This window comes from Clostridium amazonense, assembly GCF_056431285.1.
Window position 1 is genome coordinate 403,526 of record NZ_JBWKMH010000033.1, and the last position, 24,718, is coordinate 428,243.

A 24,718-nucleotide genomic window follows, 5' to 3' on the forward strand; every position below is an offset into this window, starting at 1 on the left:
CTATAACTTTATCTTTTTCACTAATTTTTAATAGTTTATATCCTCTTTTATTATTTTGTTAAATTCTTTTAATATTTTTTGAATTAATTCATTACTTTGAGAATTTATTTTTATATTTTCACAGTTTCTTATTGGCAAAACTTTTGGTGATGTTCCTGAAATAAACATTCCATCCAAATCTTCAATTTCTTTATAATTAACTTCTTTTTCAATTACTTTTATATTAGATCTTCTACAAGCTTCTAATATCTTCATCCTAGTTATACCTGGTAAAACATTTTTTACAGGAGAAGTGATTACGTTTCCATCTTTAACCATGAAAATATTAGATCTACTTCCTTCTGTTATATTTCCATTTCTATCAATTAAAATAGCTTCATACACATTTTTATTGTCTATCTCTATATCAACTTTATTCCTAAAATCATTATTTATGATTTTAGCATTAGGATTTTCTCTTTCACCAAAATATAATATAGTATCTATACCATTCCTATACATTTCTTCTGTAGGGTAACTATGTTTTATAAAAAACATAATAAAATTTTCTTCTTGTAATATAACTTTAACATTTCCTTCTTTAACATTGTTTAATGTGACAAGCTTTTCAAAAGACTGTATTATTTTATCATCACTTATACTATCTTTATTAGAAATCATTCTTCTTGAGTTTCTCAATCTTTCCATATGTTCTTTAAAAAATAATGGTTTACCTTCTATTATTCTTATAACTTCATATATTTGATTATTGCCTTGCAATTTAAATTTTTCATATTCATTAGTTAAATATTCATCCCCATTGTATATAAAATATTCTTTTAAAGCTTCACTCATTTTTACCCCTACTTCCATTTTAGTATTTTTATATAATCATGTTTTTTCTTATAATTTATTAAATATGGATTTCCTACCAATTTGAATAATGGCATATCTGATAATGAATCAGAAAACATATAAGAATTTTTAAAATCCACCTCAATATTATCTTTTTTTAACTCTTCCTTAAGCCTTATAACTTTTTCTTCACCTTTGCAATTTTCCCCCTCTATCTTAGGTTTATGGATATTATTTTCTAATTTAAATCTTGTTCCAATCACCTTATCAACTTCTTTTATATTATATAATTCATTTAAATAGAATTCAGCTGATGCAGATATTAAATATATCTTACAGCCTTCTTTTTTTAACTTTTTCATCATTTCAATTGCATCTTTATAAAAAATCTTGCACAATCTTTCTTCATAAAATTCTTTAACCAAACACTTCATTTCAACATCTTCTATGCCATCTATAAATCTTATAAATGTCTCTTTTGCCTTTGAAGCATCTCTAATCTTTAAACAAAATAATATAGTTGATATTATATTTCTCGGTGCGTGCAATACAACTTTAGGCTTTTTCTTTATCATAAACATATAAAATTCAAATAAGGTTTCCCTTTTAGTTATAGTGTAATCTACATCAAATATAGCTAATTTTTCCATATATACTCCAGTTCCTATTTTATATTTAAATAAATTTAATCTTTAATATTTGTTCTCATTTATTAATATTATTATAGAATATTTTTACTTATATTCATATACCTTTATATTATTCAAAATTTAGTTTTCAACTTATACATTTAGTATTTTATAGGGTTTCAAGCTGAAATTCAAAGTAATCTCTTACTCAAATGGTACTACTTATCTTGCAGTTTATTACATTGTTATATTTGGAACCAGTTGACAGTTAGTAATTAACAATGATGCTGAATATCCCCGGGGATTGAAATCCCCTCTACAATGTTTTATTTGTACTTCAAATAAAACTAATATAATATTTATCCATAAAAAGTTCATTTTGGAGAATAAATTCCCCATTATAATATTCTTACTAATCATAGTTTTAATAGTAACTCTAACTATTAATTAGAATATTTTTGTAATATATGTTTTAACTAATTTACTTAGCAAATTATCATAAAAATTGATTCAAAAAAACTGAGACTTCAATTTCATTCTTCATAATTAATTTTTAATTTTTGTACAACACTTTAAACTGCCCATTTTCACCCAAAACATAAATAACTAAAATTTTAATTTTCAAACCCTATACTTATATATTATTTTCATTTTTAAATAAAAAAAACCGTCTTTTACAACGGTTTTTTCATATTTCATTAGTTTTGAGAAGCTACTTCATTTTCATAATATGCTCTTGCAGCATTATATTCGTCGTCTTCTGGAACTACTAGTTCTCCTATTTCATCATCACCAACAACTTTAAATAAGTAAACTGAATCATCTTCAGGATTTTGAACTAATGCATATTCGTTATTTTCAAATACAAAACCATCTACTATTTCACAAATAATGCTATTTCCTTCTTCATCTTCTAATGCAACTGTTAAAACTTCGTGATCTTCACATCCACATCCGCATCCACAATCTGAATCTTCATGGTTGTGATCATGTCCGCATCCACATCCATCATGTTTTACTTCTTCTGTACCTTCACAGCCACATCCACATCCGCATTTCTTTTCGTCACTCATTGTTAAATACCTCCTGTATCTCGTTATGTATTAATTGTACCCTTAAATCTAATATTTTAAAAGCTTTTTGTTATAAAAATATAATTTTTATTTAAAATTCACATTTAATATAAATATTTCATAATTAAAAATTAATCCTATTCATAAAAATATGCATTTCATTATTTTTATATTGTTTTACAAAAACAAACTTCATCAACTTTATTAATTTACAGTTATTAAATATATTATTCATTTCTAATATTTAAAATAACAAATTTATCAAATGATAATTCTAGAGTTGCAGTTTATTCCTATTTTTATATTTGGAACCAGTTGACAATTGAAAATTGATAATTGACAGTTATGGTTAATATTACTCATCTCATTCCTAATATTTAAAATAGAAATACCTAAAAACTAAGTTTTTATATTGTTTTCCACTAATTTGCTCTGCAAATTATTATAAAATTTGATTTTAAAAAACTGAGACATCGGTTTTATCCTTCATTGTTAATTGTTCATCGTTAATTGTTAATTTTGTATAACATTTTAAATTGCTCTTTCTCAACTAAAATATGAATAACTTAAAATTTTAACTTATATTTCTATAGTAAATAAAAAAACAGTCTCAAATATAAATTCGAGACTGTTTTATATATTTTAAAGACTATTGTTGTTCTGCAAGTCTTTTGTAGTTTTCTCTTCTTTCCTTAGCATCAGCTTCTGTTTTAGCAAATAATGCTTCTGCTTGTTCTGGGAATGATTTTAGAAGAGATGCATATCTTACTTCACCCATTAAGTAATCTCTAAATGATAGTGTTGGCTCTTTAGAATCTAATGAGAATGGATTTTTTCCTTCTTCTTTTAATACTGGATTAAATCTATATAATGACCAGTATCCTGATTGAACAGCTAATTTAGACTCTAATTGAGTTTTGCCCATACCATTTTTGATTCCATGGTTTATACATGGTGCATATGCAATTATTAATGATGGACCATCATATGCTTCTGCTTCTTTTATAGCTTTAAGTGTTTGATTTTGATCAGCACCCATTGCTATTTGAGCAACATATACATAACCGTAGCTCATTGCCATCATACCTAAGTCTTTTTTCTTAGTTTTCTTACCTGATGCTGCAAATTTAGCTATAGCTGCAGTTGGAGTTGCTTTAGATGATTGTCCACCTGTATTTGAATAAACTTCCGTATCAAATACAAAAATATTAACATTTTCACCAGTTGCTAAAACGTGGTCAACTCCACCATATCCGATATCATAAGACCAACCGTCTCCACCGAATATCCATTGAGATCTCTTAACAAAGAAGTCTTTTTTGTTTATTACTTCTGTTAATGCTTCATTTGATTTTTCAGCTTCTAGTAATGGTAATATTTTAGCTGCTAATTCTTTAGTAGCTTCTGAACAATTTTTCTTTTCTAACCATTCATTTAATAATGCTTTTAAATCAGCATTTATATTAGCTTCAACAGCTTTTTCAACTTCTATAACTAATTTGTCTCTCATTTGGTTTGCACCTAAGAACATTCCAAGACCGAACTCTGCATTATCTTCAAATAATGAGTTTGCCCATGCTGGACCTTGTCCTTTATGATTTACTGTATATGGAGTTGAAGGAGCACTACCACCCCAAATTGAAGAACATCCTGTAGCATTAGCCACCATCATTCTATCTCCAAATAATTGAGTTATAAGTTTTGCATATGGAGTTTCTCCACAACCTGCACAAGCACCTGAGAACTCTAAAAGTGGAGTCTCAAATTGACTTCCTTTTACGTTAGAAACACCCATTGGATTTTGAGCTTTAGCTGGTAATTTTTCAGTAGCAAAATCCCAAACTTCAGCTTGTGCTTCTTGAGTATTTGCTGGTTTCATTACTAATGCTTTTTCTTTTGCTGGACAAACTTCTGCACAGTTTCCACATCCAGTACAATCTTCTGCTGAAATTGTCATAACAAATTTTAATCCTTCAAATGCTTTTCCGCCTTTAGCATCTGCAATTTTCATAGCTTTTGGAGCATCTTTTAATGCTTCTTCAGTTACTGCATATGGTCTTATTGTTGCATGTGGACAAACATATGCACATTGGTTACATTGAATACAATTTTCTGGTATCCATTCTGGAATACTTATAGCTACATTTCTCTTTTCATAAGCTGCTGTTCCTGGAGCAAATGTACCATCCTCTATACCATTAAATGCACTTACAGGAAGCTTGTCTCCTTCTTGTCTATTCATAACATCAACTACATTCTTAACGAAATCTGGTTTTGATTTCATTGGTAATGCTTCATCTACTGCATCTTTCCATGATGCTGGAACATTCACTTCAACAATTGATTCTATTCCTTTATCTATAGCAGCATTGTTCATGTTAACAACTTTTTCGCCTTTTTTACCGTAAGATTTAACTACAGCATCTTTTAAATGTCTAACAGCTTCTTCAACTGGAATTATGTTAGCTAATTTAAAGAATGCAGCTTGCATTATCATGTTAATTCTTCCGCCTAAGCCTATTTCTTGAGCTATTTTTACAGCGTTAATTGTATAGAATTTAACATTATGTTCTGCAATGTATCTCTTCATTGATGCTGGTAAATGTTTGTCTAATTCTTTTTCATCCCAGATACAATTTAATAAGAATGTTCCATTGTCTTTAATTCCAGCTAAAACATCATATTTTGTAACATATGATTGGTTGTGACATCCAACATAGTCAGCTGCGTTTATTAAATAAGTTGCTTTTATTGGTTTTTTACCAAATCTTAAGTGAGAAACTGTTATTCCACCTGATTTTTTAGAGTCATATGCAAAATATGCTTGAGCATACATATCAGTATTATCACCGATAATTTTTATTGCACTTTTATTCGCTCCAACTGTACCATCTGATCCTAATCCCCAGAATTTACAAGCTGTAGTTCCTTCATCAGCAACATTTATGCTTCTTGTAATATCTATTGAAGTATGAGTTACATCATCATTAATACCTAATGTAAATCCATTCTTTAAGTTTTCTCCATTTAAGTGATCGAATACAGTTACTATTTGATCTGGAGTTGTATCTTTTGATCCAAGTCCATATCTTCCACCAATTATAACTGGTTTTTCACTACATTCATAATATGCATTTCTTACATCTTGATATAATGGTTCTCCAGCTGAACCTGGTTCTTTAGTTCTATCTAAAACTGCAATTTTCTTAACAGTTTTTGGTATATATTTAAAGAAGTGTTCTAGTGAGAATGGTCTATATAAACGAACTTTTAATAAACCTACTTTTTCTCCTTGTGCTGTTAAATAATCTATTGTTTCTTCTATAGTATCACAAACTGAACCCATTGCTATTACCATTCTTTCAGCATCTGCTGCTCCATAGTAATTGAATAAGTGATAGTCTGTTCCGATTTCTTTATTTACCATTTCCATATACTTCTCAACAGTTTCTGGAATTGCATCATAGAACTTGTTTGAAGCTTCTCTAGCTTGGAAGTATACGTCTGGGTTTTGAGCTGTTCCTCTTGTTACTGGGCTATTTGGATTTAATGCTCTATTTCTAAATGCTTCTACAGCATCCATATTTGCAAATTTAGCTAATGTTTCATAATCCCAAACTTCTATTTTTTGTATTTCATGTGAAGTTCTGAATCCATCAAAGAAGTTTAAGAATGGTATTCTTCCTTCTATTGCAGCTAAGTGTGATACTGGTGATAAATCCATTACCTCTTGAACACTATTACTTGCAAGTAATGCAAAACCTGTTTGTCTTGCAGCCATTACGTCTTGATGATCTCCAAAGATTGATAATGCTTGAGCTGCTAAAGCTCTAGCACTTACGTGAAATACACCTGGTAGTAATTCTCCTGCTATTTTATACATGTTAGGAATCATAAGTAATAATCCTTGAGAAGCTGTAAATGTAGAAGTTAATGCTCCTCCTTGTAATGATCCGTGAACTGCTCCTGCTGCTCCTGCTTCAGATTGCATTTCCATCATTTTTACAGTTTGACCAAAGATGTTTTTTCTTCCTTGGGCAGCCCATTCATCGCAGTGTTCTGCCATTGGTGATGATGGTGTTATTGGATATATTGCAGCTACATCTGTGTAAGCATATGCTACGTGAGCAGCAGCTGTATTTCCATCCATAGTTTTCATTTGTCTCATCGTCCAAACCTTCTTTCTTTATATTTACTTTAAGATTTCATTTTAAGCAAAAAATTCTAAATAATATAATTATTCTAATAACAAAAAAATTTGCTTAAAAAGTCAAAAAAACCTAACCTTATAATATTTTTATTAAAATAACATTTTATACATCCTTCATTTATAATAATAATGCCATCCTAACTAAATTTCAAGTATTATTCCTTTACTTTCTTTGTTATATTTTTAACTATCTATGATTTCGCTTTCTCCATAATTAGGTATTTTCACGGAATATCCTGCTTTTTCTAAATTTTCCTTAAATTTTGAAAGTACAATTTCCTCTCCATGAACTAAATATATTTTTTTTGGTTTCTCTAAAAAATTGTCTATCCAGCCCTTTATAGTTTCACAATCACCATGACCTGATAAACTTTGCAAGTTATAGATTTTACTTTTAACCTCTAATGTTTCACCTAAAATTGTTACTTCTTTCTTACCTTCTAAAATTTCTCGTCCTAATGTTTTATTTCCTTGCGAACACACAAATACTAATGCACTATTTTCATCTTCAATGTTGTTTTTAATATGATGAATTATCCTACCTTTGTTACAATCACCACTTGCAGCTATAATAACAACACCTTTTAAGTTTTTAAGTTCCTTAGATTCATCTATACAACTTGTGAAATATAAATTTTTAAAATCTAGTGGATTATCATTTTGTTCTATATATTTTTTAGCTTGTTTATCAAAATACTCAAAATTATTCTCAAAAACATCTGTTATTTTTGACGCTAAAGGGCTATCTACGTAAACTTTTACCTTTAACTTTTCTTTTTCTATAAATTTATTTAATGTATATAGTATCTCTTGAGTCCTACCTAATGAAAAAGCTGGAATTAGCACATTTCCTTGTTTTTCAGTAATATCCCTTATAATATCTATAAGCTTCGCAAATTCATTTCTTTTTATTTTATGTACTCTATCGCCATAAGTACTTTCTAATATTAAGTAATCACCACGATATATTTTTTCAGGATCTTTAACTAAAGGTAAATCTAAGTTTCCTAGGTCTCCACTGTATATTAATTTTATATTTTTATTATTTTCTTTTATATTTAGTTCACATATTGCTGACCCTAACATATGTCCTGCATCTTTAAAAACAAGTTGAATTTTATCATCTATCTTTATAACTTGATTATAGTCATACCCCTCAAATTTATCTAAGTAACTTTCAATTTCTTTTTTTGATAATTCTTCATTTTGTTCTAATATAATTTTGCATAAATCTACTGTTGCTTTTGTACATATAACTTTTCCTATAAATCCTCGTTGATACAACAACATAATTCTACCACTATGATCTATATGTGTATGTGATAATATCACTAAACTGATTTCTTTTGGATTAAATATGAAGTCTTCATTGTTTCCTATTTTTTCATCTTCACCTTGAAACTTACCACAATCTAATAAAATTTGTTTATTATTTATTTTTAATAGATGACAAGACCCTGTCACACATTTATTAGCACCACAAAATTTAATTTCCACAAAATCACCTCTAAGCTTAAATTTATTCTTACTTTATAAATAGTTTCTCCTAAATAAATTTTATTTATAAAAATAAATTTCATGCTATAGGGAAACAAGCTCAAATTCAAAACTATTTTTTAAACTGTAAATATATTGTTTTCAAAAGAAATACTTACTATAAAATGATTCCGAGCTAGTCTCACTCTTAAGGGTATCCAAGTTCAAATTCAAAATAGCAGATTTATCAATTGAAAAACTTTTTTCTTTCATCAAGAAACAGGAATTATTTAAATTAGTATTTCTTTTAAAATTGATTTAGAAACTCTTATTAATTTGTGTTTTATTTTCAAGACCTGAACCCAAGGACGGGTTCAGCGACTGCCTAGACAGGACGTCGTGTGAACTAAATTTAGAAATATGTAATTGAAAATTCAATGTATATTTTTTATAAATCAAGGAAGTAATTCACATCAATAATGAATTTTATTAATGTGAATTACTGATGAAAAGTTATGAAAAATAGACTAGAATTTAATTACATAGCTCTTAATTTAGTTCACTTATAGCCGTTTAGTCTTGGAAATAAAATAGCAAATTCATTAGAGTTTCTTTGAGATTTTTATGAATAACGTTTTAAATAATTCCTGTTTCTTGGAATACTACTATTCTCATTTAATATTTGAATAATTTCATTTTTCAACTTGTTTTCCTATATATTTTTTTATTGTTTTTATATAAAATTTTTAATTCCTATATAATAAAAAGAGACCTTAAGGTCTCTTTTTATTTTAATAATATATTATTTCTTTCTATACTTTTCTATAAGTTCAATTATTTTATCTATACTATCTTTAACTTCACTTTTTGACATAGCATTAATATACTTTTCTCTATTATTATATAACTCATTAATTTTATTTAAAAATAACTCTGATGTTATTTCTTCTTCTTCTATAACCATACTATATCCATCTTTTTCAAAAGATCTAGAATTTAATATTTGATCGCCTCTACTTGCCTTAGCTGAAAGTGGTATAAGTAGATTTGGTTTTTTAAGACTTAAAATTTCAAATATAGTATTAGCTCCAGCACGAGAAACTATGATTGATGCACACTTCATAAAATGCGGTAATTCTTCTTTTACATATTCAAATTGAATATATCCTTCTTTTTCTATAGATGAATCTAAATTTCCCTTTCCTGTAACATGTATTATATTAAACTTTTGTAAAAGTTCATCTAAATTATCTCTTACAGCATTATTTATAAATCTAGAACCTAAACTGCCTCCAATAACTAATATTATTGGTTTTTCAGATTTAAATTTACATATTTTAAGTGCTTCTAAATTACTTCCCTGAAGTAATTCTTGTCTTATTGGAAGCCCTGTAAGAACTGCCTTGCTTTTATCTACATGATTTAATGCTTCTTTAAATGTTACACAAATTTTTGTTGCATATGGCATAGATATTTTATTTGCAAGTCCTGGTGTCATATCCGCCTCATGTATTATCACTGGAATCTTTCTAGACTTAGCTGCTAATATTACTGGTACTGAAACAAATCCACCCTTAGAAAATATTATATCTGGTTTTTCTTTCTTTAATATAGACTTTGCATCAAATACCCCTTTTACTACTTTAAAAGGATCACTAAAATTTTTCCAATCAAAATATCGTCTTAGTTTTCCACTTGATATCACATGATATTTTACACCTATTTCTTCTATAAGTTTTCTTTCTATACCTTCTTTTGTTCCTATGTATTCTATATCATAACCTAACTCTTTTAACTTTGGCATAAGCGCTATATTTGGTGTAACGTGGCCTGCTGTTCCGCCTCCAGTTAAAATTATTTTTTTCTTATCTTTCAAAATGAAACCTCCTAAAATAAATGCTAATTTCTTTTAACAAAATAAACTTAATAATTTACATGCTAAATTTAACTTTAGTATATGCATAGGTTTCCAAGCTAATATTTGAGTTTATACATTTTATTGATTCATAATCTTAATTTTAAATTTAATTAATAGCTTTCTCTTTGGAACCAGTTGATAATTTACAATAGAAATACCTATTAAAATATATAAATTAAAACTTAGAATTAAAATATGCATAACTTAAAGTTTAAACTTGAATTCCTATAATGTCCTATAACCTACCTTTAACTTATAACTGATATTTTTCAATTTTTAAATTAAAATTAGATTTTATTGACTACAAGTAGCTATTTTATTAATATATCAATATTTTTTTATAATTTTTATATTAATAATCCCTACATTATATATTATATAATATTTTTTTATTTTTTTATATATTACTTATATCCTAATTTGTTACAAAAGAAACATTATATTCACAACTTTCCTTTAAAGTTATAAAATAAAAGTTTTATATTCGGTTAAAATAACATTACACCAAACAAAGGAGGTGACAAAAGAAATGGGAAAGACAAAAAACAAACGTCAAGGAAATCAATTTAGTTCAGAAAATAAATATAATGAATTAAATTCAGAAGTACAATGTGAACAAAAACAAAATAGAAAACAAAATAAAACTCAAATGAATTCTATGGAGTAAACTTTCTAAGATTCATTTATACCCAAAAGATATTACTTTTTAAAATAGTATCTTTACAAATTTAAAATCTTATATATGGAGGTATTTGTTATGAGTAACTATAGTAACAATAGAGTTTTAGTTCCTGAAGCTAAAGAAGGATTAAACAAATTTAAAATGGAAGCTGCAAACGAAGTTGGAGTTAACTTAAAACAAGGATATAATGGTGATTTAACTTCTAGAGAAGCTGGTTCAATCGGTGGCCAAATGGTTAAAAAAATGGTTGAATCTTATGAAAAATCATTATAATACTACAATAAATTTATATATATAAGGAGATGTATTTTATGAGTAACAATTATGGAAGTAACAGACTTTTAGTTCCTGAAGCTAAAGAAGGATTAAATAAATTTAAAATGGAAGCTGCAAACGAAGTTGGAGTTAACTTAAAACAAGGATATAATGGTGATTTAACTTCTAGAGAAGCTGGTTCAATCGGTGGCCAAATGGTTAAAAAAATGGTTGAATCTTATGAAAAATCATTATAATACTATAATTTAATATATCTTATAATATAACTTTAAAATATAAACCATTTAATTAAGGAGGCAATAAAAATGAGCAGAAATAGAGTATTAGTTCCTGAAGCTAAAGAAGGATTAAATCAATTTAAGATGGAAGCCGCTAGAGAAGTAGGAGTTACTCTTAAAGATGGTTATAACGGAGACTTAACATCTAGAGAAGCAGGCTCAATTGGTGGCCAAATGGTTAAAAAAATGGTTGAAGCTTACGAAAAATCTTTATAAGATGAATAAAATCATTATATAATATACTTTCAAATTCGTAATATATTATATAAAATACCATTAAATTAAGGAGGCAATGATTATGAGCAGAAATAGAGTATTAGTTCCTGAAGCTAAAGAAGGATTAAATCAATTTAAGATGGAAGCCGCTAGAGAAGTAGGAGTTACTCTTAAAGATGGTTATAACGGAGATTTAACATCTAGAGAAGCAGGCTCAATCGGTGGCCAAATGGTTAAAAAAATGGTTGAAGCTTACGAAAAAAGTTTATAATAATGAATTAAAAAATAATAAAGGAATATGCTAATGCATATTCCTTTATTATTTAGTTTACTTGTGTTTTTAAATTATATATTTTTTTATAACTTAAGAATAAGTTTGCACCTATAACTATAGTTATTATCTCTGTAATTGGAACAGTAATCCAAACACCTTTAATACCAAGCATATTGGATAAAGTAAATAGCATAATTAATACAATTATTAACGCACGTGATAAAGAAATAGTTACTGCAAACTTTGGTTTTTCTACAGAATAGAAGAATGCATCAAATAAAATATTTATTCCCATAAATAAATATGCAATTCCATAAACTTTTATAGCATTTGCTGTTATATCTATAATTTCTTTATCCTTTACAAATATAGATGATAATTCATATGGGAACGCTACACAAATAGTTGTAAATACAACTCCTGCTAAAGTTGAAAAAACAACACCCAACTTAAAGAACTTAAATACTCTTTCTATTTTCTCAGCACCATAATTAACACTTACTAAAGGCTGAATAGTTTGAGCTGTACCCATAAATATAGAAAAGAAAATTAAATTAATATTTGCTATAATTCCATAGGATGATACACCGATATCTCCAATTAAATTTAATATTACTTTATTAAAAGCTATAGTAACAATTCCAACAGACATTTCACTAATAAAACTACTTATTCCATTAGATAATATTCTTTTTAAAATTTTAAATTGTGGTTTAAATTTAACAAGTTTAATTCCTGATTTTTTAGTTAAAGAATATGAAAAATTAATAATAACACTAAGTACGGCTGATAAAGCTGTAGCTAGTCCCGCACCAAACATTCCCATTCCAAAACCAAATACAAATAGCACATCTAAAACTACATTAAGCGAACAACAACCAATTGTTGCCATCATAGCTATATGAGGTGCTTTGTCATTACGCACAAATACATTCATAAAAATATCTATTACAAAGAATGGCGCAAATAATAATATTGTACCTAGATATTGTTTAGTAAATGATATGTTATTTTTAGTCGCCCCTAAAAAATAAGCAATTTTTTCAATAAATATTAAACCTAAGATTGCATAAATTAATCCAACTATTAATGCACATACAAATCCAAAAGTATAAATTTCTTTTGCCGTCTTGTCTTCTTTTTTCCCCTTAAATATAGAATATAATGTTGCTGAACCTGTTGCAAATAAAAATCCTGTTGCATACATTAATGAAATAGATGGTGTACTAACATTTAATGCAGCTAGTCCCTTTCCACCTAATGCTCTACCAACACATAATGCATCAACAAAAACATATCCTGATAACATTATCATTCCTAATAATCCTGGAATAAGATAACGGAAAAATAGTTTTTTCTCATTATCCTTTACTAAATCAAATTGTTTACTCACTTTCCTCACCTAACTCTTTTTGCAAATTTGTAACTATTTTTTTGTATAGTTTGTTAAAAGTAATTTTTTCTTCATCATTTAAGCAGTTAAAAACTAAATCTTCTTTCTTATACAAATCATTTAAAATACTTTCTACATATATGGTTCCTTTGTCTGTAAGAGATATCAGTTTTCTTCTTTTATCAATGATATCTTTTTCAGTTTTTATATATCCATTATTATGTAATTGTTTTAAAAGTCCTGTCAGTGTTTGTTTATAAATAAACATAGTTTCACTTATAAATTTAGCCTCTACACCACCAGGGTACTCATATAACAAATCTAATATTTGTAATAAAGAATATGAAATACCTTTTTTCTGACACCATTCGTAATAAATTTTAGATTCTAATCTACCTAATAGAATATGTTCATTAAACTCTTTACTACTTCTCATAACATCACCCTTCCAAAAATAGTACGAGTTAATACTAATTTAGTACCAACTCGTACTATTATATCAACTTTTTATTATTTGTCAATTAAATTACTTACAATTTAATATTAAATATAAACTTTATACATTCAAATAATGTCTTTACCAAGTGATACTTATAGCTTTATATATTATATATAGAGAAAATCATAAGTCTTTCAATACTAGATAATTTACAAATTAAATTTTTACTAACTAAATTCAATTTGTCTTTTCCTATAGGTATATTATTATTTATATAAACTGTAAATACTTTTAGATTCTATTAATAAATTGTGATAATATAAAATTTGTCCGTTACTATTATCTATAGAATATATAGATGTCCTAATAAGATGTAGCTTCTTCATAGCTACATCTTTATTAATTTATTTTTATAGTAATAATTTTATTTGAATATATTTGATTTATTTATGAAAGTTAACCTTGATTTTAATTAAATAAAATCATATAATAATGTTTGGCAATTAACTAAGGACAGTTCGTAACCATCCTGTCCTAAAACAAAACTATGGAGGTATTATTATGAATAAAACAAAAAAAATTGCATTTTCAGCTCTTTTAGCAGCTATTTATGCAACACTTACTGTAGGTCTTAACTTTATGAGCTATGGGCCTATTCAATTTAGAATTGCAGAAGGATTAACAGTTTTGCCTTATTTCTCACCTTATGCAATTGTTGGACTTTTTTTAGGATGTGTATTATCTAATATAATAAGTCCTATGGGAATTCCTGATTTAATTTTTGGATCTATAGCAACTTTATTAGGTGCTTATTTAACCTACAAAATTGGAAAAAGTAATTTAAAACATAAAAAGTTACTTGCTCCATTACCACCAGTGTTAATTAATGCATTAATAATTGGAACTATGTTAAAAGTATTATACGTTCAAAATGTTCCATTAGTTTTAAATATGCTTTATGTAGGACTGGGACAACTTATATGTTGTTATGGTGTAGGTCTTCCTATAATGTCATTTATAGAGAAAAACTCTTATGTAAAAAAAGTTTTTTCAAATTAAAATATTAAAAATTATATTTTTATAAAATAGATGTTAAAATAAGGGAAAAAGTAGCAAGAATACCTTGCTACTTTTATTTATTGTTTAACTTCAAAAATACTTTACCATGTGAAAAACCACTTCATATCTCTAATGTATCTTTTTTCAATAATAACTACAATATTAACATCATGATCCATTTACTTTTCATAATGTTTCCACTCATTTTGTCTATCAACATAACTTTTATATTAAATGTATCATACAATATATAAAAAATGAGCTGTCGTTAGTAGATTTGTTATCTACTAATTCGACAGCTCCTTTTTTTATTTTATTTTAAAATTATTTATTTTTAATTGTATAGACACATTTCCATTGTATTCATTTATAGATGGTGTAAATATTAAGTCCATTTTCATTCCACAAGGATTTTCTAACATATATTCATAACTTTCACCATATGCTTCTTTCATTTCTTCTATAAACTCATCAACCTTATTAAAACAAATTCCATCTATGTATCTATTAGTACCATTTATTCTACATCTTAATTTTAATGTGTTTTTATTCTCACCTAGTATACTTATTTTTTCTACAGCTACATTTTTTTCAGCCAATACAGGACTTGCATTGCCTTTTCCAAAAGGTTCTAAAACTTTAATTTCATCTATTAATTTAAAGTCTATATTTTTAAATTCTAATCTTTCATCTATGCGTATCTTATATATTAAATCATCTTCTGTTAATGTACAACAATCATTAATATATTTTCTAAACTTATCTATATTTTCTTCCTTTATAGATAAACCTGCTGCCATTGGATGTCCACCAAATTTTTCTAAATACTCTTTGCATTTAATAAGTTCTTCAAACATATTAAATTCAGGTATAGAACGCGCTGAGCCTTTAGGCATTTCTTTACCTTTTGTTAAAACAATAGTAGGCAAGTTATACCTTTCTTTTATTCTTCCTGCTACTATTCCTGCTATACTTTCATGTATTTTCTCATTATAAACTACCAACACTTTATCATTTATAAGATTAGAACTTTCTATCATTTCTATTACTTCTTCAACTGCTTCATTTGTGAGTTCTTGTCTCTTTTTATTTAAATCAACTAAAGTGCTAGCAAGTTCTTTTGCTTTATTTTCATCCGCTGCTAAAAACAAATCTACTGATAAAAATGCAGTTTCAAGTCTACCTGTAGCATTAATGCATGGTCCTATTAAAAAACCTATATGATAAGATGAAACTTCACCTTTAATATTTAGAGCATCTTTTAGTGCACATATTCCTAAATTATCAGTATCTTTTAATCTATTTAATGCATTTTTTGCTATGACTCTATTTTCATCTACTAAATCAACAACATCACATATAGTTCCTATACCTGCTATTTCTATTAATTCATAAGCCTTTTTTTCAGATATATTCATTTTTCTATATAAACCTTCTGCAAATTTAAAGGCTATTCCAGCTCCACAAAGTTGCTTAAATGGATATTCACAGTCTTCTTGTTTAGGATTTATAACCACATCTGCATTTGGTGTTTTATAAATTCTTTCACCATTTTCTTGCTCTTCAAATGGTAATTCATGATGATCAGTAATAACTATTGTCATTCCAAGTTCTTTTGCTCTTTTAACTTGTTCTACAGCAGATATTCCATTGTCACAAGTTATTATAGTTCTATATCCTTCATCATACATTTTCTCAAGTCTAGACGTAGATAGACCATATCCTTCATTTTCCCTATCTGGTATATAGTAACTTGCTTCCGCATCACATGTAGTTAATGCCTTATATAAAATTACAGTGCTTGTAACTCCATCAGCATCATAATCGCCATATATCATTACTTTTTCATTTTGTAAAATGGCATTTTTTATTATTTCTGTTCCTTCATCCATCCCCCTCATTAAAAAAGGATCATATAAATTGTCTAACGATGGATTTATAAACTTCTTCATTTCATCTATAGTATTTATTTGTCTATTAATCATAATTTTTGCTATTAAAGGGTTTACCCCTACTTTTTTCCCAACTTCTCTTAGATTTGCATTAGTAGTTCTAAGCATCCACTTACTTCTCAATATACCACCACCTAAATTATCTATTTATAAATTAATCTTCGTATTTAAAAAACTCCGAATAAATCCGAAGCTATATCATCTAAATATAAATCTACAAACAAATCAATTTTAACACATTTGCTTTAAATATTATATAGCTTATATTTAAAAACTATTATCTAAAAATTACTTTCCTTAACATTCACTATAGGGTTCCAAGTTCAAATTCAAAATAACAAATTTATTCCTATCATTTATATTTGGAACTAAGTAAGAAGTAAGAGTGAAAAGTGAATAGTTATTTTAAATATTATTCATTTCATTCATAATATTTAAAATAGAAATATAAAACAAACAGGATATCACTACCCTGTTTGTTTATATTTATTTAATTATTTGTATGCTTGGATTTTTTAATACTTTATTCACTACATTTAAAATTTCTTCTTCTGTAACATTTTCTATATTAAATTCTTCAAAAAGAATATTACAATCACCATACATTAATTCATATGTTGCTATATTAAAACTCATTGTTATAGACTTTTCTAACCCTAATATTCTTTTAAGTTTACAAGTTTTTATTATGCTATTTATCTTTTCTTCATCAAATACATTGCTTATATTTTTAACTTTTTCTATTTCTTTGTTTATTATTTCTATTGCTGTATCTATATTTTCATGTGATGTTCCAAGATTTATAGTATATAACTTTATTCCTAACTCATTCTTTAATCTTGCATTAATGTCATAAACTAAGCCCTTCTTAGTTCTAACTTCATCATATAAAATGGAACTAGTTCCTTCACCAAAATATGAATTAAATATTCTAAGCAAAGCTATTTCTCTATTATTTAATTCATGTATTGGAAATACATATTGAATTTTACAAGAGTTTATGCCATCTTTGTTTTCAACAAATACACCACTTTTATTTTCTTCGTATAATGATACTTTCTTATCTATTTCATCATTTTTATTACTTTCAATATTAAAGTATTTTTTTATAATACTTACTACTTTATCAAAGTCTAAAGAAGAAACTACAGATATTGTCATATTTTCTGACTTATAATGTTTTTGATAAAAATCTTTTAAGTCTTTTATTGTAAAATTTTTAATACTGTTTTCATTTCCTATTATAAGCTCTTTTATCCTTCTATTATTAAATCCATTTAAAAATAGCTTATCTTCACAATACTGAGAAGTATCATCTTTCCATTCCTTAAGTTCTTCACATATAACTGAAATTTCTTCTTCAAAATTCTTTTCATCAAAATTTGGATTTAACACTATATCACTATATATATCAATTCCCTTTTCAAAGTCCTCGTTTAAACATGTACCATAATATACTACATAGGGATAATTAGTCATGGCATTATGAAATCCAAAAATATTATCACATTCTCTATTTATCTCTATTTCAGTTCTATTTTTTGTTCCTTTAAAGACCATATGTTCAACTGCATGACTTATTCCATATTCATTACTATCTTCTACTATTGCTCCAGCATTTACAGCTATAGTAAATGAAGTTATATTATTTTCATTTTTTTTATATATTATTTTTATACCATTATCCAATATAAATTTTTTCATTTTCCCCCCACTTTTCTTATATTAATTTACTCTCTTGTAACTACTTCTATTTCATCATCCATTAGTTGCATTATATTTTTTCCTCTTCCAGCTCTATTTTGAGATGATATTTCACTTATAAGAAGTTTTTTGTTTTTTCCACTTTTACTTACTAAATTAATATAAGTATTTATTTCATCTACACAAATTTCATCTTTATTAGAATTTTTTCTTTCTGAAACCACATCTACAAATTTAACTTTATCTTCATCTTTTAAACTAATTCCAGTAACTCCACTAGCATTTTTCCCCATAGGGTTTATGCTTTCTAAAGGAAATTTTATTGCCATAGCTTTTTTAGTGATTAATAAAACATCTGATTCGCTATCTTCCTTTATTACTTTTATCAATTTATCTTCACCTTTTATTTTATATCCTAAAATGTCTTTATACTCACCTTCAAATTCATTTGATAAAGTTCTTTTTATAAGTCCATTTTCTGTTATAAAATAAAAATTAAAATTATCGTAGTTTTTTAAAGATATTACTGATATTATATTATTTTCCTTAGAATAATCTTTTACAAAATCACCTAAAGAAAATACTTTCTTATTTTTATTTTGCAACATATATCCTTTAATTTTATATGCAATTCCATTTTCAGTAAAGATAAGTATATCTTCTACACTACTTGTTAAAACACAAATTTTATCTTGTGTAGTTCTTTGTGACGTTCTTATTGAATTCTTATCATTAACATTTATATAAAATTCTTTATAACTATAGGTATCTTTATAATCAATAGATATTATCTCATCATTAATTGGTAGTGAAGCTATTTCTATGCCTAATACATTTCTCTCCGTTGGTTCCATATTAGGTTCTTCAGCAGTAAAACATAAACCCTCTTTAGTAGTAATTTCTATAAACTGATTTTCTCTATCTTTAGGTACAATATCTACTTTTACTAACTTTTCGTCATTTCTTAATTTTAACGCTACTATTTTAGAATAATTAGTATCGAATTTGCTTATCTCAGTCTTTTTCATCATACCTAAGGATGTAAATAGTAAAACATCTCTAGGATTTGTAAAGTTTTCTAATACATATGTCTCTACAATTTCTTCTTTTGATAAATCTATATTTTTTATTATATTTTCTATTCTTTCGCCTTTTTCTTTCCACTTAAATTCTGGTATAGTATCTATTTTAAGTTGATACATATTTCCTTGAGAAGTAAAAATAAGCATTGTATTCTTAGTATTACCTTCTAAAAGATATTTATTGAAGTCGCCTTCTCTATACTCTATATCATTTACATCTTGCGATGTTCTTACAAAGGATTTTTGTGGTATTCTTTTTATAAAACCTTCATTTGAAATTGTTATAACTACATCTTCTTCAATAATAAGTTCTTCTATTTCAATTTTAGCTTCATTATCATTTTCTACTATGCTTGTTTTACGCCCATCATCGTATTTTTCTTTGATTCCTATTAATTCATTCTTTATAACCTTTAACAATTCTTTTTCATTACTTAATATTTTTCTTAACTTTCTCATCAAACTTTCTAATTCTTTATATTCTTTTTCAAAAGTTTTTATTTCAAGTCCAGTTAATCTATATAACATAAGTTCTAATATAGCTTCAGATTGAATTTCTGTAAATCCAAAGTTATTTATTAAGTTTATAGCTGCATCTTTCTTAGATTTTGAAGCTCTTATTGTTTTTATAACTTCATCCATAATACTTATTGCTTTTATAAAACCCTCAACTATATGAAATCTTCTTTCTGCTATTTCAAGTTCTCTTTTTGTTCTTCTAGTTACAACATCTTTTTGATGATTTATATAATGTCTTATTATAGCTTTTAAACTTAAAGTTTCAGGTTTTCCGTCAGCAAGTGCAACCATGTTAAAAGATAAGTTGCACTGTAATTCTGTCTTCTTAAATAAATATTTTTCAACTTTCTCCACAATTTCTAAGTTAGCATTTTTTTTAAACTCAATAACTGCTCTAGTTCCATTTCTATCTGACTCATCTCTTATATCTGATATTACATCTAATGCTTTTGAATGTTTTTTATCGCCAGTCATATCCGATATACTTTGAAGTATTTTAGATTTATTTTTTCTATATGGAAACTCAGTAATAACTATTGCCATTCTTCCATTTTCTAATGTCTCTATATTAGTTTTAGATCTTAGTGTTACCTTACCTTCTCCAGTTTCATAAGCTGTTAAAATAGCTTTTTTTCCTATAATTATTCCACCTGTAGGTAAATCCGGTCCTTTAATATAATCCATTAGTTCCTTAGTTGTTATATCATTGTTATCTATATAAGCTAAAGATCCATCTATAACTTCACCTAAATTATGAGGTGGTATATTTGTAGCAAGTCCAACTGCTATTCCAAATGTTCCGTTTACTAATAAATTAGGATATCTTGCTGGTAATACAGTAGGTTCTTTCTCTGTATCTGAATAGTTAAGCTGCATATCAACTACATCTTTTTCTATATCTCTTAACATTTCCATAGAAATATTTGAAAGTCTTGCCTCTGTATAACGCATTGCTGCAGCATTATCACCATCAATACTTCCCCAGTTACCATGTCCATCTATAAGTTGCATTCTTGTGGAGAAATTCTGTGCTAATATTACCATTGCATCATATACAGAAGTATCGCCATGTGGATGATATTTTCCAAGTATATCTCCAACAATTCTTGCAGATTTATAATATGGTTTATCTGGATATGCTTTTAACATATATGCTCCATAAAGTATTCTTCTATGAACAGGTTTTAAGCCATCTCTTACATCTGGAAGTGCTCTATCTTTAGAAACTTCTACAGCATATGGAAGATAATTTTCTGGCATAGCTTCATCTATAGGAGTATTTATAATATTATTATCTACAGGTATATTATTATCTATCTTTTTAGCCATATCTTAACACCTCCTAAAATTCTGCATATTTATACATATAATTTTTTCTTGGCTCTACCACATCACCCATTAAAAGTGAAATCATTTTTTCTGCTTTTGCTGCATCTTCTATTGTAACTCTTTGAAGTGTTCTTGTTTCAGGATTTAGTGTAGTATCCCACAATTGATCTGGATTCATTTCTCCAAGTCCTTTATACCTTTGAATTAATGCTCCTTTTCCTATTTCCTTTTTAGCTTTTTCTAGTTCATCATCACTATAAGCATATTTGCACACTTCTTTATTTTTAACGTTTTTATACACTTTATATAATGGTGGCAATGCTATATATAAGTGTCCATTTTGAATTAATGGTCTCATATATCTATAAATATATGTCATCCACAATGTTCTAATATGATATCCATCAACGTCAGCATCACTTAAAATTATTATTTTATTATATCTTAATTGTTCTTCATTGTAATTATCTAATATCCCTGTTCCTATTGCTGTATTAAACAATTTAAGTTCTTCACTAGCTATTACATTTTCTAACTTTTGTTTTTCCGTATTCATTATTTTACCTTTTGAAGGCATTATGCTCTGAAATCTTCTATCTCTAGCTTGTTTTGCACTTCCACCAGCTGAATCTCCCTCAACAACAATAAATTCAGTTACATCTTTATTTTTCAATGTACATACTGCAATTTTACCTGCAAGTGGTGATGTTCCATTTCCTATCTTTTTTTTCTCTGCTTCATTAATTTTTTTTATCTTTTCTCTACGTTGAGAAGCATATATTGCATTATTTATTATAATTGTAGCTATTTCTTTATTATCTTCTATCCATTCACCAATTTTTTGATAGCAAAGTTCATTCATCATTGAATATGCTTCTACATTTCCAAGTTTAGTTTTTGTTTGACCTTCAAATATAGGATTACTTACTTTTATTCTAACAATAGCAGTCATTCCTTCTCTAAGATCATCGCCTTCAAACTCTTTTTCCTTTTCCTTTAAAAGGTTAAGTTTTTTAGTCCATTCTTTAAATATTCTAGTCATTCCAGTTTTAAAACCTGTTTCATGTGTTCCAGCTTCTGTTGTTGGAATATTATTTACATAACTCGCTATATATTCTGTACTTGAATCTGTAAATTGAATGCATACTTCTCCCTCTAAATTAAGTCCATTTATAGATTTTTCTCCACTAAAAAAAATAGGTTCTTTGTGAAGTATAGTCTTGCTTTCATTTAAATAATCAATAAAATCTAAAAGTCCTCTATCTGAATGATATACCTTTTCTTCAACTTCTTCTTTTCTTTCATCTCTTAAAACTAAAGTTATTCCTTTATTTTGAAATGCAAGTTCTTGAAGTCTCTCATCAATTATATCAAACTTAAAATCTATATTACCAAAAACTTCCTTATCAGCCATAAAAGTGACTTTTGTTCCACTTTTTTTAGTTGTTCCAATTTCTTCAAGTCCAGTAACTGGAGTACCTGGCATTTTCTTTTTTAAATCTTTGTCATAGGCATATTCAAATCTTTGTTTAAATATTTTTCCCTTTTGCTTAACTTCAACCTCAAGCCAAGAAGATAGTGCATTAACAACTGCTGCACCTACACCATGAAGTCCTCCTGACGTTTTATAGTTTGAATTATTAAATTTTCCACCTGTGTGTAGCTCTGTATAAACCATCTCTACTCCAGATTTCTTTTTTATAGGATGTATTCCTGTTGGAATTCCTCTTCCATTATCTATAATTGTTACACTTTTATCTTTATTTAAAATAACCTCTGCTTTATCACCATATCCATTAGCAACTTCATCTATAGCATTATCTAATATTTCCCAAATGCAATGATGTAAGCCCTTTGTTCCAGTAGTTCCAATATACATTCCTGGTCTAACTCTAACAGGCTCTAATTTTTCCAAAGAGGTTAAGTCGGTAACTTCATAGCTATTAGTTTCTTTCATTCTTTTACCTCCCAGTACATATAAAAGTAAGAAAAGAAAAAATCAAAATGCTCTATCGCATAATGATTATTTTCTATTTAATTTACATATTTACTTTTAAAATATATTATCTATCTCTTCATTTTTCAAATAACTATCTATAAATTGTTCTAATTCTTTTGATGCATCTTCAATTGTTTCAACTATAATATTTTTTTCGTATTTATATGTATTTGCACTATGCATATACATTGGATCATAATATTTAATCATAAGTTCTTTTACAACTTCTTCATAATCATTATTCATCACTCGAGTACAATAATCCTCTAATGTTTCTTTACTTAAAATTTTATTAATTCTTATTAATGAATTACATATTTCTTCATTAGATTTAACACTTTTTGTGTATTCATTAATTATAAGATTAGCTCTAAAGTTAATATCAGCATCAACAAATATATGTATACCATCTTTCATTTTATTATGTATGTATTCCGGAATTATTACTCTTCCAATTCTTTTGCTTTCTGCTTCTATAAAAATATAATTTGTTTTTCTGCTTTTTAGCTCACTAAAAATCAAACTTTCAAATTTTTTCTGAGAATTTACTTCTCCAAGACCTACCGCACCTAAAATTGAACCTCTATGATTTGCAAATCCTTCTAAATCTAAAGTATCATATCCATCTATTTTAAGCTTTTTTAAAATTTCAGTTTTTCCTACACCTGTATTTCCATGAAGTACAACATATGTAATATCTTCATTAATCTTAGGAAGTACTTCTCTAATATATTCTCTATATCCTTTATATCCACCTTTTATTCTTTCTACTCTCATACCTAAAGAATGTAATAATGAAGCTAACGATCCACTTCTCATACCGCCTCTTGCACAAAACAATACTATCTTACCATATTTTTTCTCAAGTTCTAAAAAATCATTGTATATCTTAGGTAATCTCTTAGAAACAATTTCTATACCTACCTTTTTAGCTTTTTCTGTAGATTCTTGCTTATATATAGTACCTACTAACGCTCTTTCTTCATCACTGAATAATGGTATATTTATGGCTCCTGGTATAGTATATTCATCATATTCTTTAGGACTTCTTACATCTACTAAAATGTAATTTCCTTTAAGATCCTCATATTTTATTGTATTAAACATTAATTCCTCCAACTCTTCAATTCACAGTTCACAATTCACAAATTTTGCTTTTTATAAATTAGTTTTTATGTATTTATATATTAATTAAATAATGTTTCTTTGTTTAAAACTTATACTTTTATTTAGTAATTTAATTATTTTAATGTTCCATTTATAAAATTTAGAATAAATAATTTTAAAAATCAAATTGGATATTCTATAGGTTTGTAAAATATAAATTTACTTTATTTATATGTGCTTATGCATTATGAATTATGAATTGAATTAAC

The 24,718-nt window shown here is 26.8% G+C and carries 19 protein-coding genes; 6 read left to right on the forward strand and 13 right to left on the reverse strand.

Annotated features, from left to right (window positions below):
• Positions 1-27: 27 nt before the first annotated feature.
• From AC07E4_RS16660 to AC07E4_RS16685, 6 genes are all read right to left on the reverse strand, one after another.
• On the reverse strand, positions 28-834 hold the full coding sequence (locus AC07E4_RS16660; protein WP_478217011.1) for an aminotransferase class IV: 807 nt from the start codon (positions 832-834) through the stop codon (positions 28-30).
• Positions 835-842: 8 nt separating this feature from the next.
• Positions 843-1,484: an HAD-IB family hydrolase gene (locus AC07E4_RS16665; RefSeq protein WP_040329489.1), complete on the reverse strand. Its 642-nt coding sequence runs from the start codon at positions 1,482-1,484 to the stop codon at positions 843-845.
• Positions 1,485-2,161: 677 nt separating this feature from the next.
• Positions 2,162-2,536, reverse strand: coding sequence for a DUF1292 domain-containing protein (locus AC07E4_RS16670; RefSeq protein WP_040329491.1), 375 nt, complete (start codon positions 2,534-2,536; stop codon positions 2,162-2,164).
• A 649-nt stretch (positions 2,537-3,185) separates the two neighbouring features.
• The gene (gene nifJ / locus AC07E4_RS16675) at positions 3,186-6,704 is read right to left on the reverse strand and encodes a pyruvate:ferredoxin (flavodoxin) oxidoreductase (protein WP_040329492.1); all 3,519 of its coding nucleotides are present in this window, start codon (positions 6,702-6,704) and stop codon (positions 3,186-3,188) included.
• A gap of 225 nt (positions 6,705-6,929) precedes the next feature.
• Positions 6,930-8,243: an MBL fold metallo-hydrolase RNA specificity domain-containing protein gene (locus AC07E4_RS16680; RefSeq protein ID WP_478217012.1), complete on the reverse strand. Its 1,314-nt coding sequence runs from the start codon at positions 8,241-8,243 to the stop codon at positions 6,930-6,932.
• A 781-nt stretch (positions 8,244-9,024) separates the two neighbouring features.
• Positions 9,025-10,098 (reverse strand): undecaprenyldiphospho-muramoylpentapeptide beta-N-acetylglucosaminyltransferase, encoded by a 1,074-nt coding sequence (locus AC07E4_RS16685; RefSeq protein WP_034440251.1) that lies wholly within the window; start codon positions 10,096-10,098, stop codon positions 9,025-9,027.
• Between the two features lie 571 nt (positions 10,099-10,669).
• Between AC07E4_RS16685 and AC07E4_RS16690 the strand changes: the two genes are divergently transcribed.
• The 5 genes from AC07E4_RS16690 to AC07E4_RS16710 all read left to right on the forward strand — a co-directional run bounded on the left by AC07E4_RS16690 (position 10,670) and on the right by AC07E4_RS16710 (position 11,863).
• A complete protein-coding gene (locus AC07E4_RS16690) occupies positions 10,670-10,807 on the forward strand; it encodes a hypothetical protein (RefSeq protein ID WP_158644451.1) in 138 nt (45 codons plus the stop codon).
• Between the two features lie 90 nt (positions 10,808-10,897).
• Complete coding sequence (locus AC07E4_RS16695; protein ID WP_034440252.1) at positions 10,898-11,095, forward strand: alpha/beta-type small acid-soluble spore protein; 198 nt, start codon at positions 10,898-10,900, stop codon at positions 11,093-11,095.
• A gap of 38 nt (positions 11,096-11,133) precedes the next feature.
• The gene (locus tag AC07E4_RS16700; protein ID WP_034440253.1) at positions 11,134-11,334 is read left to right on the forward strand and encodes an alpha/beta-type small acid-soluble spore protein; all 201 of its coding nucleotides are present in this window, start codon (positions 11,134-11,136) and stop codon (positions 11,332-11,334) included.
• A gap of 69 nt (positions 11,335-11,403) precedes the next feature.
• Positions 11,404-11,592 (forward strand): alpha/beta-type small acid-soluble spore protein, encoded by a 189-nt coding sequence (locus tag AC07E4_RS16705; protein WP_034440255.1) that lies wholly within the window; start codon positions 11,404-11,406, stop codon positions 11,590-11,592.
• 82 nt (positions 11,593-11,674) lie between these two features.
• Positions 11,675-11,863: an alpha/beta-type small acid-soluble spore protein gene (locus AC07E4_RS16710; protein WP_034440255.1), complete on the forward strand. Its 189-nt coding sequence runs from the start codon at positions 11,675-11,677 to the stop codon at positions 11,861-11,863.
• A 52-nt stretch (positions 11,864-11,915) separates the two neighbouring features.
• Here AC07E4_RS16710 and AC07E4_RS16715 read toward each other — a convergent pair whose 3' ends face one another.
• Both AC07E4_RS16715 and AC07E4_RS16720 read right to left on the reverse strand, forming a co-directional pair.
• Entirely contained in the window at positions 11,916-13,259 is a 1,344-nt protein-coding gene (locus AC07E4_RS16715; RefSeq protein ID WP_034440257.1) for an MATE family efflux transporter, read from the reverse strand.
• Complete coding sequence (locus AC07E4_RS16720) at positions 13,252-13,695, reverse strand: MarR family winged helix-turn-helix transcriptional regulator (RefSeq protein ID WP_478217013.1); 444 nt, start codon at positions 13,693-13,695, stop codon at positions 13,252-13,254. The genes AC07E4_RS16715 and AC07E4_RS16720 overlap by 8 nt, the downstream gene beginning before the upstream one ends.
• A gap of 564 nt (positions 13,696-14,259) precedes the next feature.
• On the opposite strand from AC07E4_RS16720, the gene AC07E4_RS16725 reads away from it, so the two are divergent.
• Complete coding sequence (locus tag AC07E4_RS16725; RefSeq protein WP_034440260.1) at positions 14,260-14,757, forward strand: QueT transporter family protein; 498 nt, start codon at positions 14,260-14,262, stop codon at positions 14,755-14,757.
• A 308-nt stretch (positions 14,758-15,065) separates the two neighbouring features.
• Here AC07E4_RS16725 and recJ read toward each other — a convergent pair whose 3' ends face one another.
• The 5 genes from recJ to mnmH form a co-directional block, all read right to left on the reverse strand.
• On the reverse strand, positions 15,066-16,832 hold the full coding sequence (recJ, locus tag AC07E4_RS16730; protein WP_478217014.1) for a single-stranded-DNA-specific exonuclease RecJ: 1,767 nt from the start codon (positions 16,830-16,832) through the stop codon (positions 15,066-15,068).
• 363 nt (positions 16,833-17,195) lie between these two features.
• Positions 17,196-18,413: a M16 family metallopeptidase gene (locus AC07E4_RS16735; RefSeq protein ID WP_478217015.1), complete on the reverse strand. Its 1,218-nt coding sequence runs from the start codon at positions 18,411-18,413 to the stop codon at positions 17,196-17,198.
• Positions 18,414-18,439: 26 nt separating this feature from the next.
• Positions 18,440-21,343 carry a DNA topoisomerase IV subunit A gene (locus AC07E4_RS16740; RefSeq protein ID WP_478217016.1) on the reverse strand — a complete coding sequence of 968 codons (2,904 nt, stop codon included), beginning with the start codon at positions 21,341-21,343 and terminating at the stop codon, positions 18,440-18,442.
• 13 nt (positions 21,344-21,356) lie between these two features.
• Positions 21,357-23,300 carry a DNA gyrase/topoisomerase IV subunit B gene (locus tag AC07E4_RS16745; RefSeq protein WP_034440265.1) on the reverse strand — a complete coding sequence of 648 codons (1,944 nt, stop codon included), beginning with the start codon at positions 23,298-23,300 and terminating at the stop codon, positions 21,357-21,359.
• A 96-nt stretch (positions 23,301-23,396) separates the two neighbouring features.
• Complete coding sequence (mnmH, locus tag AC07E4_RS16750; RefSeq protein WP_034440266.1) at positions 23,397-24,449, reverse strand: tRNA 2-selenouridine(34) synthase MnmH; 1,053 nt, start codon at positions 24,447-24,449, stop codon at positions 23,397-23,399.
• Between the last annotated feature and the right edge of the window lie 269 nt (positions 24,450-24,718).

Bases quoted from the DNA above. Each gene is read 5' to 3' on its own strand.
- AC07E4_RS16720 (WP_478217013.1), bottom strand. From the start codon at position 13,695: ATGAGAAGTAGTAAAGAGTTTAATGAACATATTCTATTAGGTAGATTA.
- AC07E4_RS16700 (WP_034440253.1), top strand. From the start codon at position 11,134: ATGAGTAACAATTATGGAAGTAACAGACTTTTAGTTCCTGAAGCTAAA.
- AC07E4_RS16665 (WP_040329489.1), bottom strand. From the start codon at position 1,484: ATGGAAAAATTAGCTATATTTGATGTAGATTACACTATAACTAAAAGG.
- AC07E4_RS16705 (WP_034440255.1), top strand. From the start codon at position 11,404: ATGAGCAGAAATAGAGTATTAGTTCCTGAAGCTAAAGAAGGATTAAAT.
- AC07E4_RS16740 (WP_478217016.1), bottom strand. From the start codon at position 21,343: ATGGCTAAAAAGATAGATAATAATATACCTGTAGATAATAATATTATA.
- mnmH (WP_034440266.1), bottom strand. From the start codon at position 24,449: ATGTTTAATACAATAAAATATGAGGATCTTAAAGGAAATTACATTTTA.
- AC07E4_RS16670 (WP_040329491.1), bottom strand. From the start codon at position 2,536: ATGAGTGACGAAAAGAAATGCGGATGTGGATGTGGCTGTGAAGGTACA.
- AC07E4_RS16690 (WP_158644451.1), top strand. From the start codon at position 10,670: ATGGGAAAGACAAAAAACAAACGTCAAGGAAATCAATTTAGTTCAGAA.
- AC07E4_RS16695 (WP_034440252.1), top strand. From the start codon at position 10,898: ATGAGTAACTATAGTAACAATAGAGTTTTAGTTCCTGAAGCTAAAGAA.
- AC07E4_RS16725 (WP_034440260.1), top strand. From the start codon at position 14,260: ATGAATAAAACAAAAAAAATTGCATTTTCAGCTCTTTTAGCAGCTATT.
- AC07E4_RS16710 (WP_034440255.1), top strand. From the start codon at position 11,675: ATGAGCAGAAATAGAGTATTAGTTCCTGAAGCTAAAGAAGGATTAAAT.
- nifJ (WP_040329492.1), bottom strand. From the start codon at position 6,704: ATGAGACAAATGAAAACTATGGATGGAAATACAGCTGCTGCTCACGTA.
- AC07E4_RS16745 (WP_034440265.1), bottom strand. From the start codon at position 23,300: ATGAAAGAAACTAATAGCTATGAAGTTACCGACTTAACCTCTTTGGAA.
- AC07E4_RS16660 (WP_478217011.1), bottom strand. From the start codon at position 834: ATGAGTGAAGCTTTAAAAGAATATTTTATATACAATGGGGATGAATAT.
- AC07E4_RS16735 (WP_478217015.1), bottom strand. From the start codon at position 18,413: ATGAAAAAATTTATATTGGATAATGGTATAAAAATAATATATAAAAAA.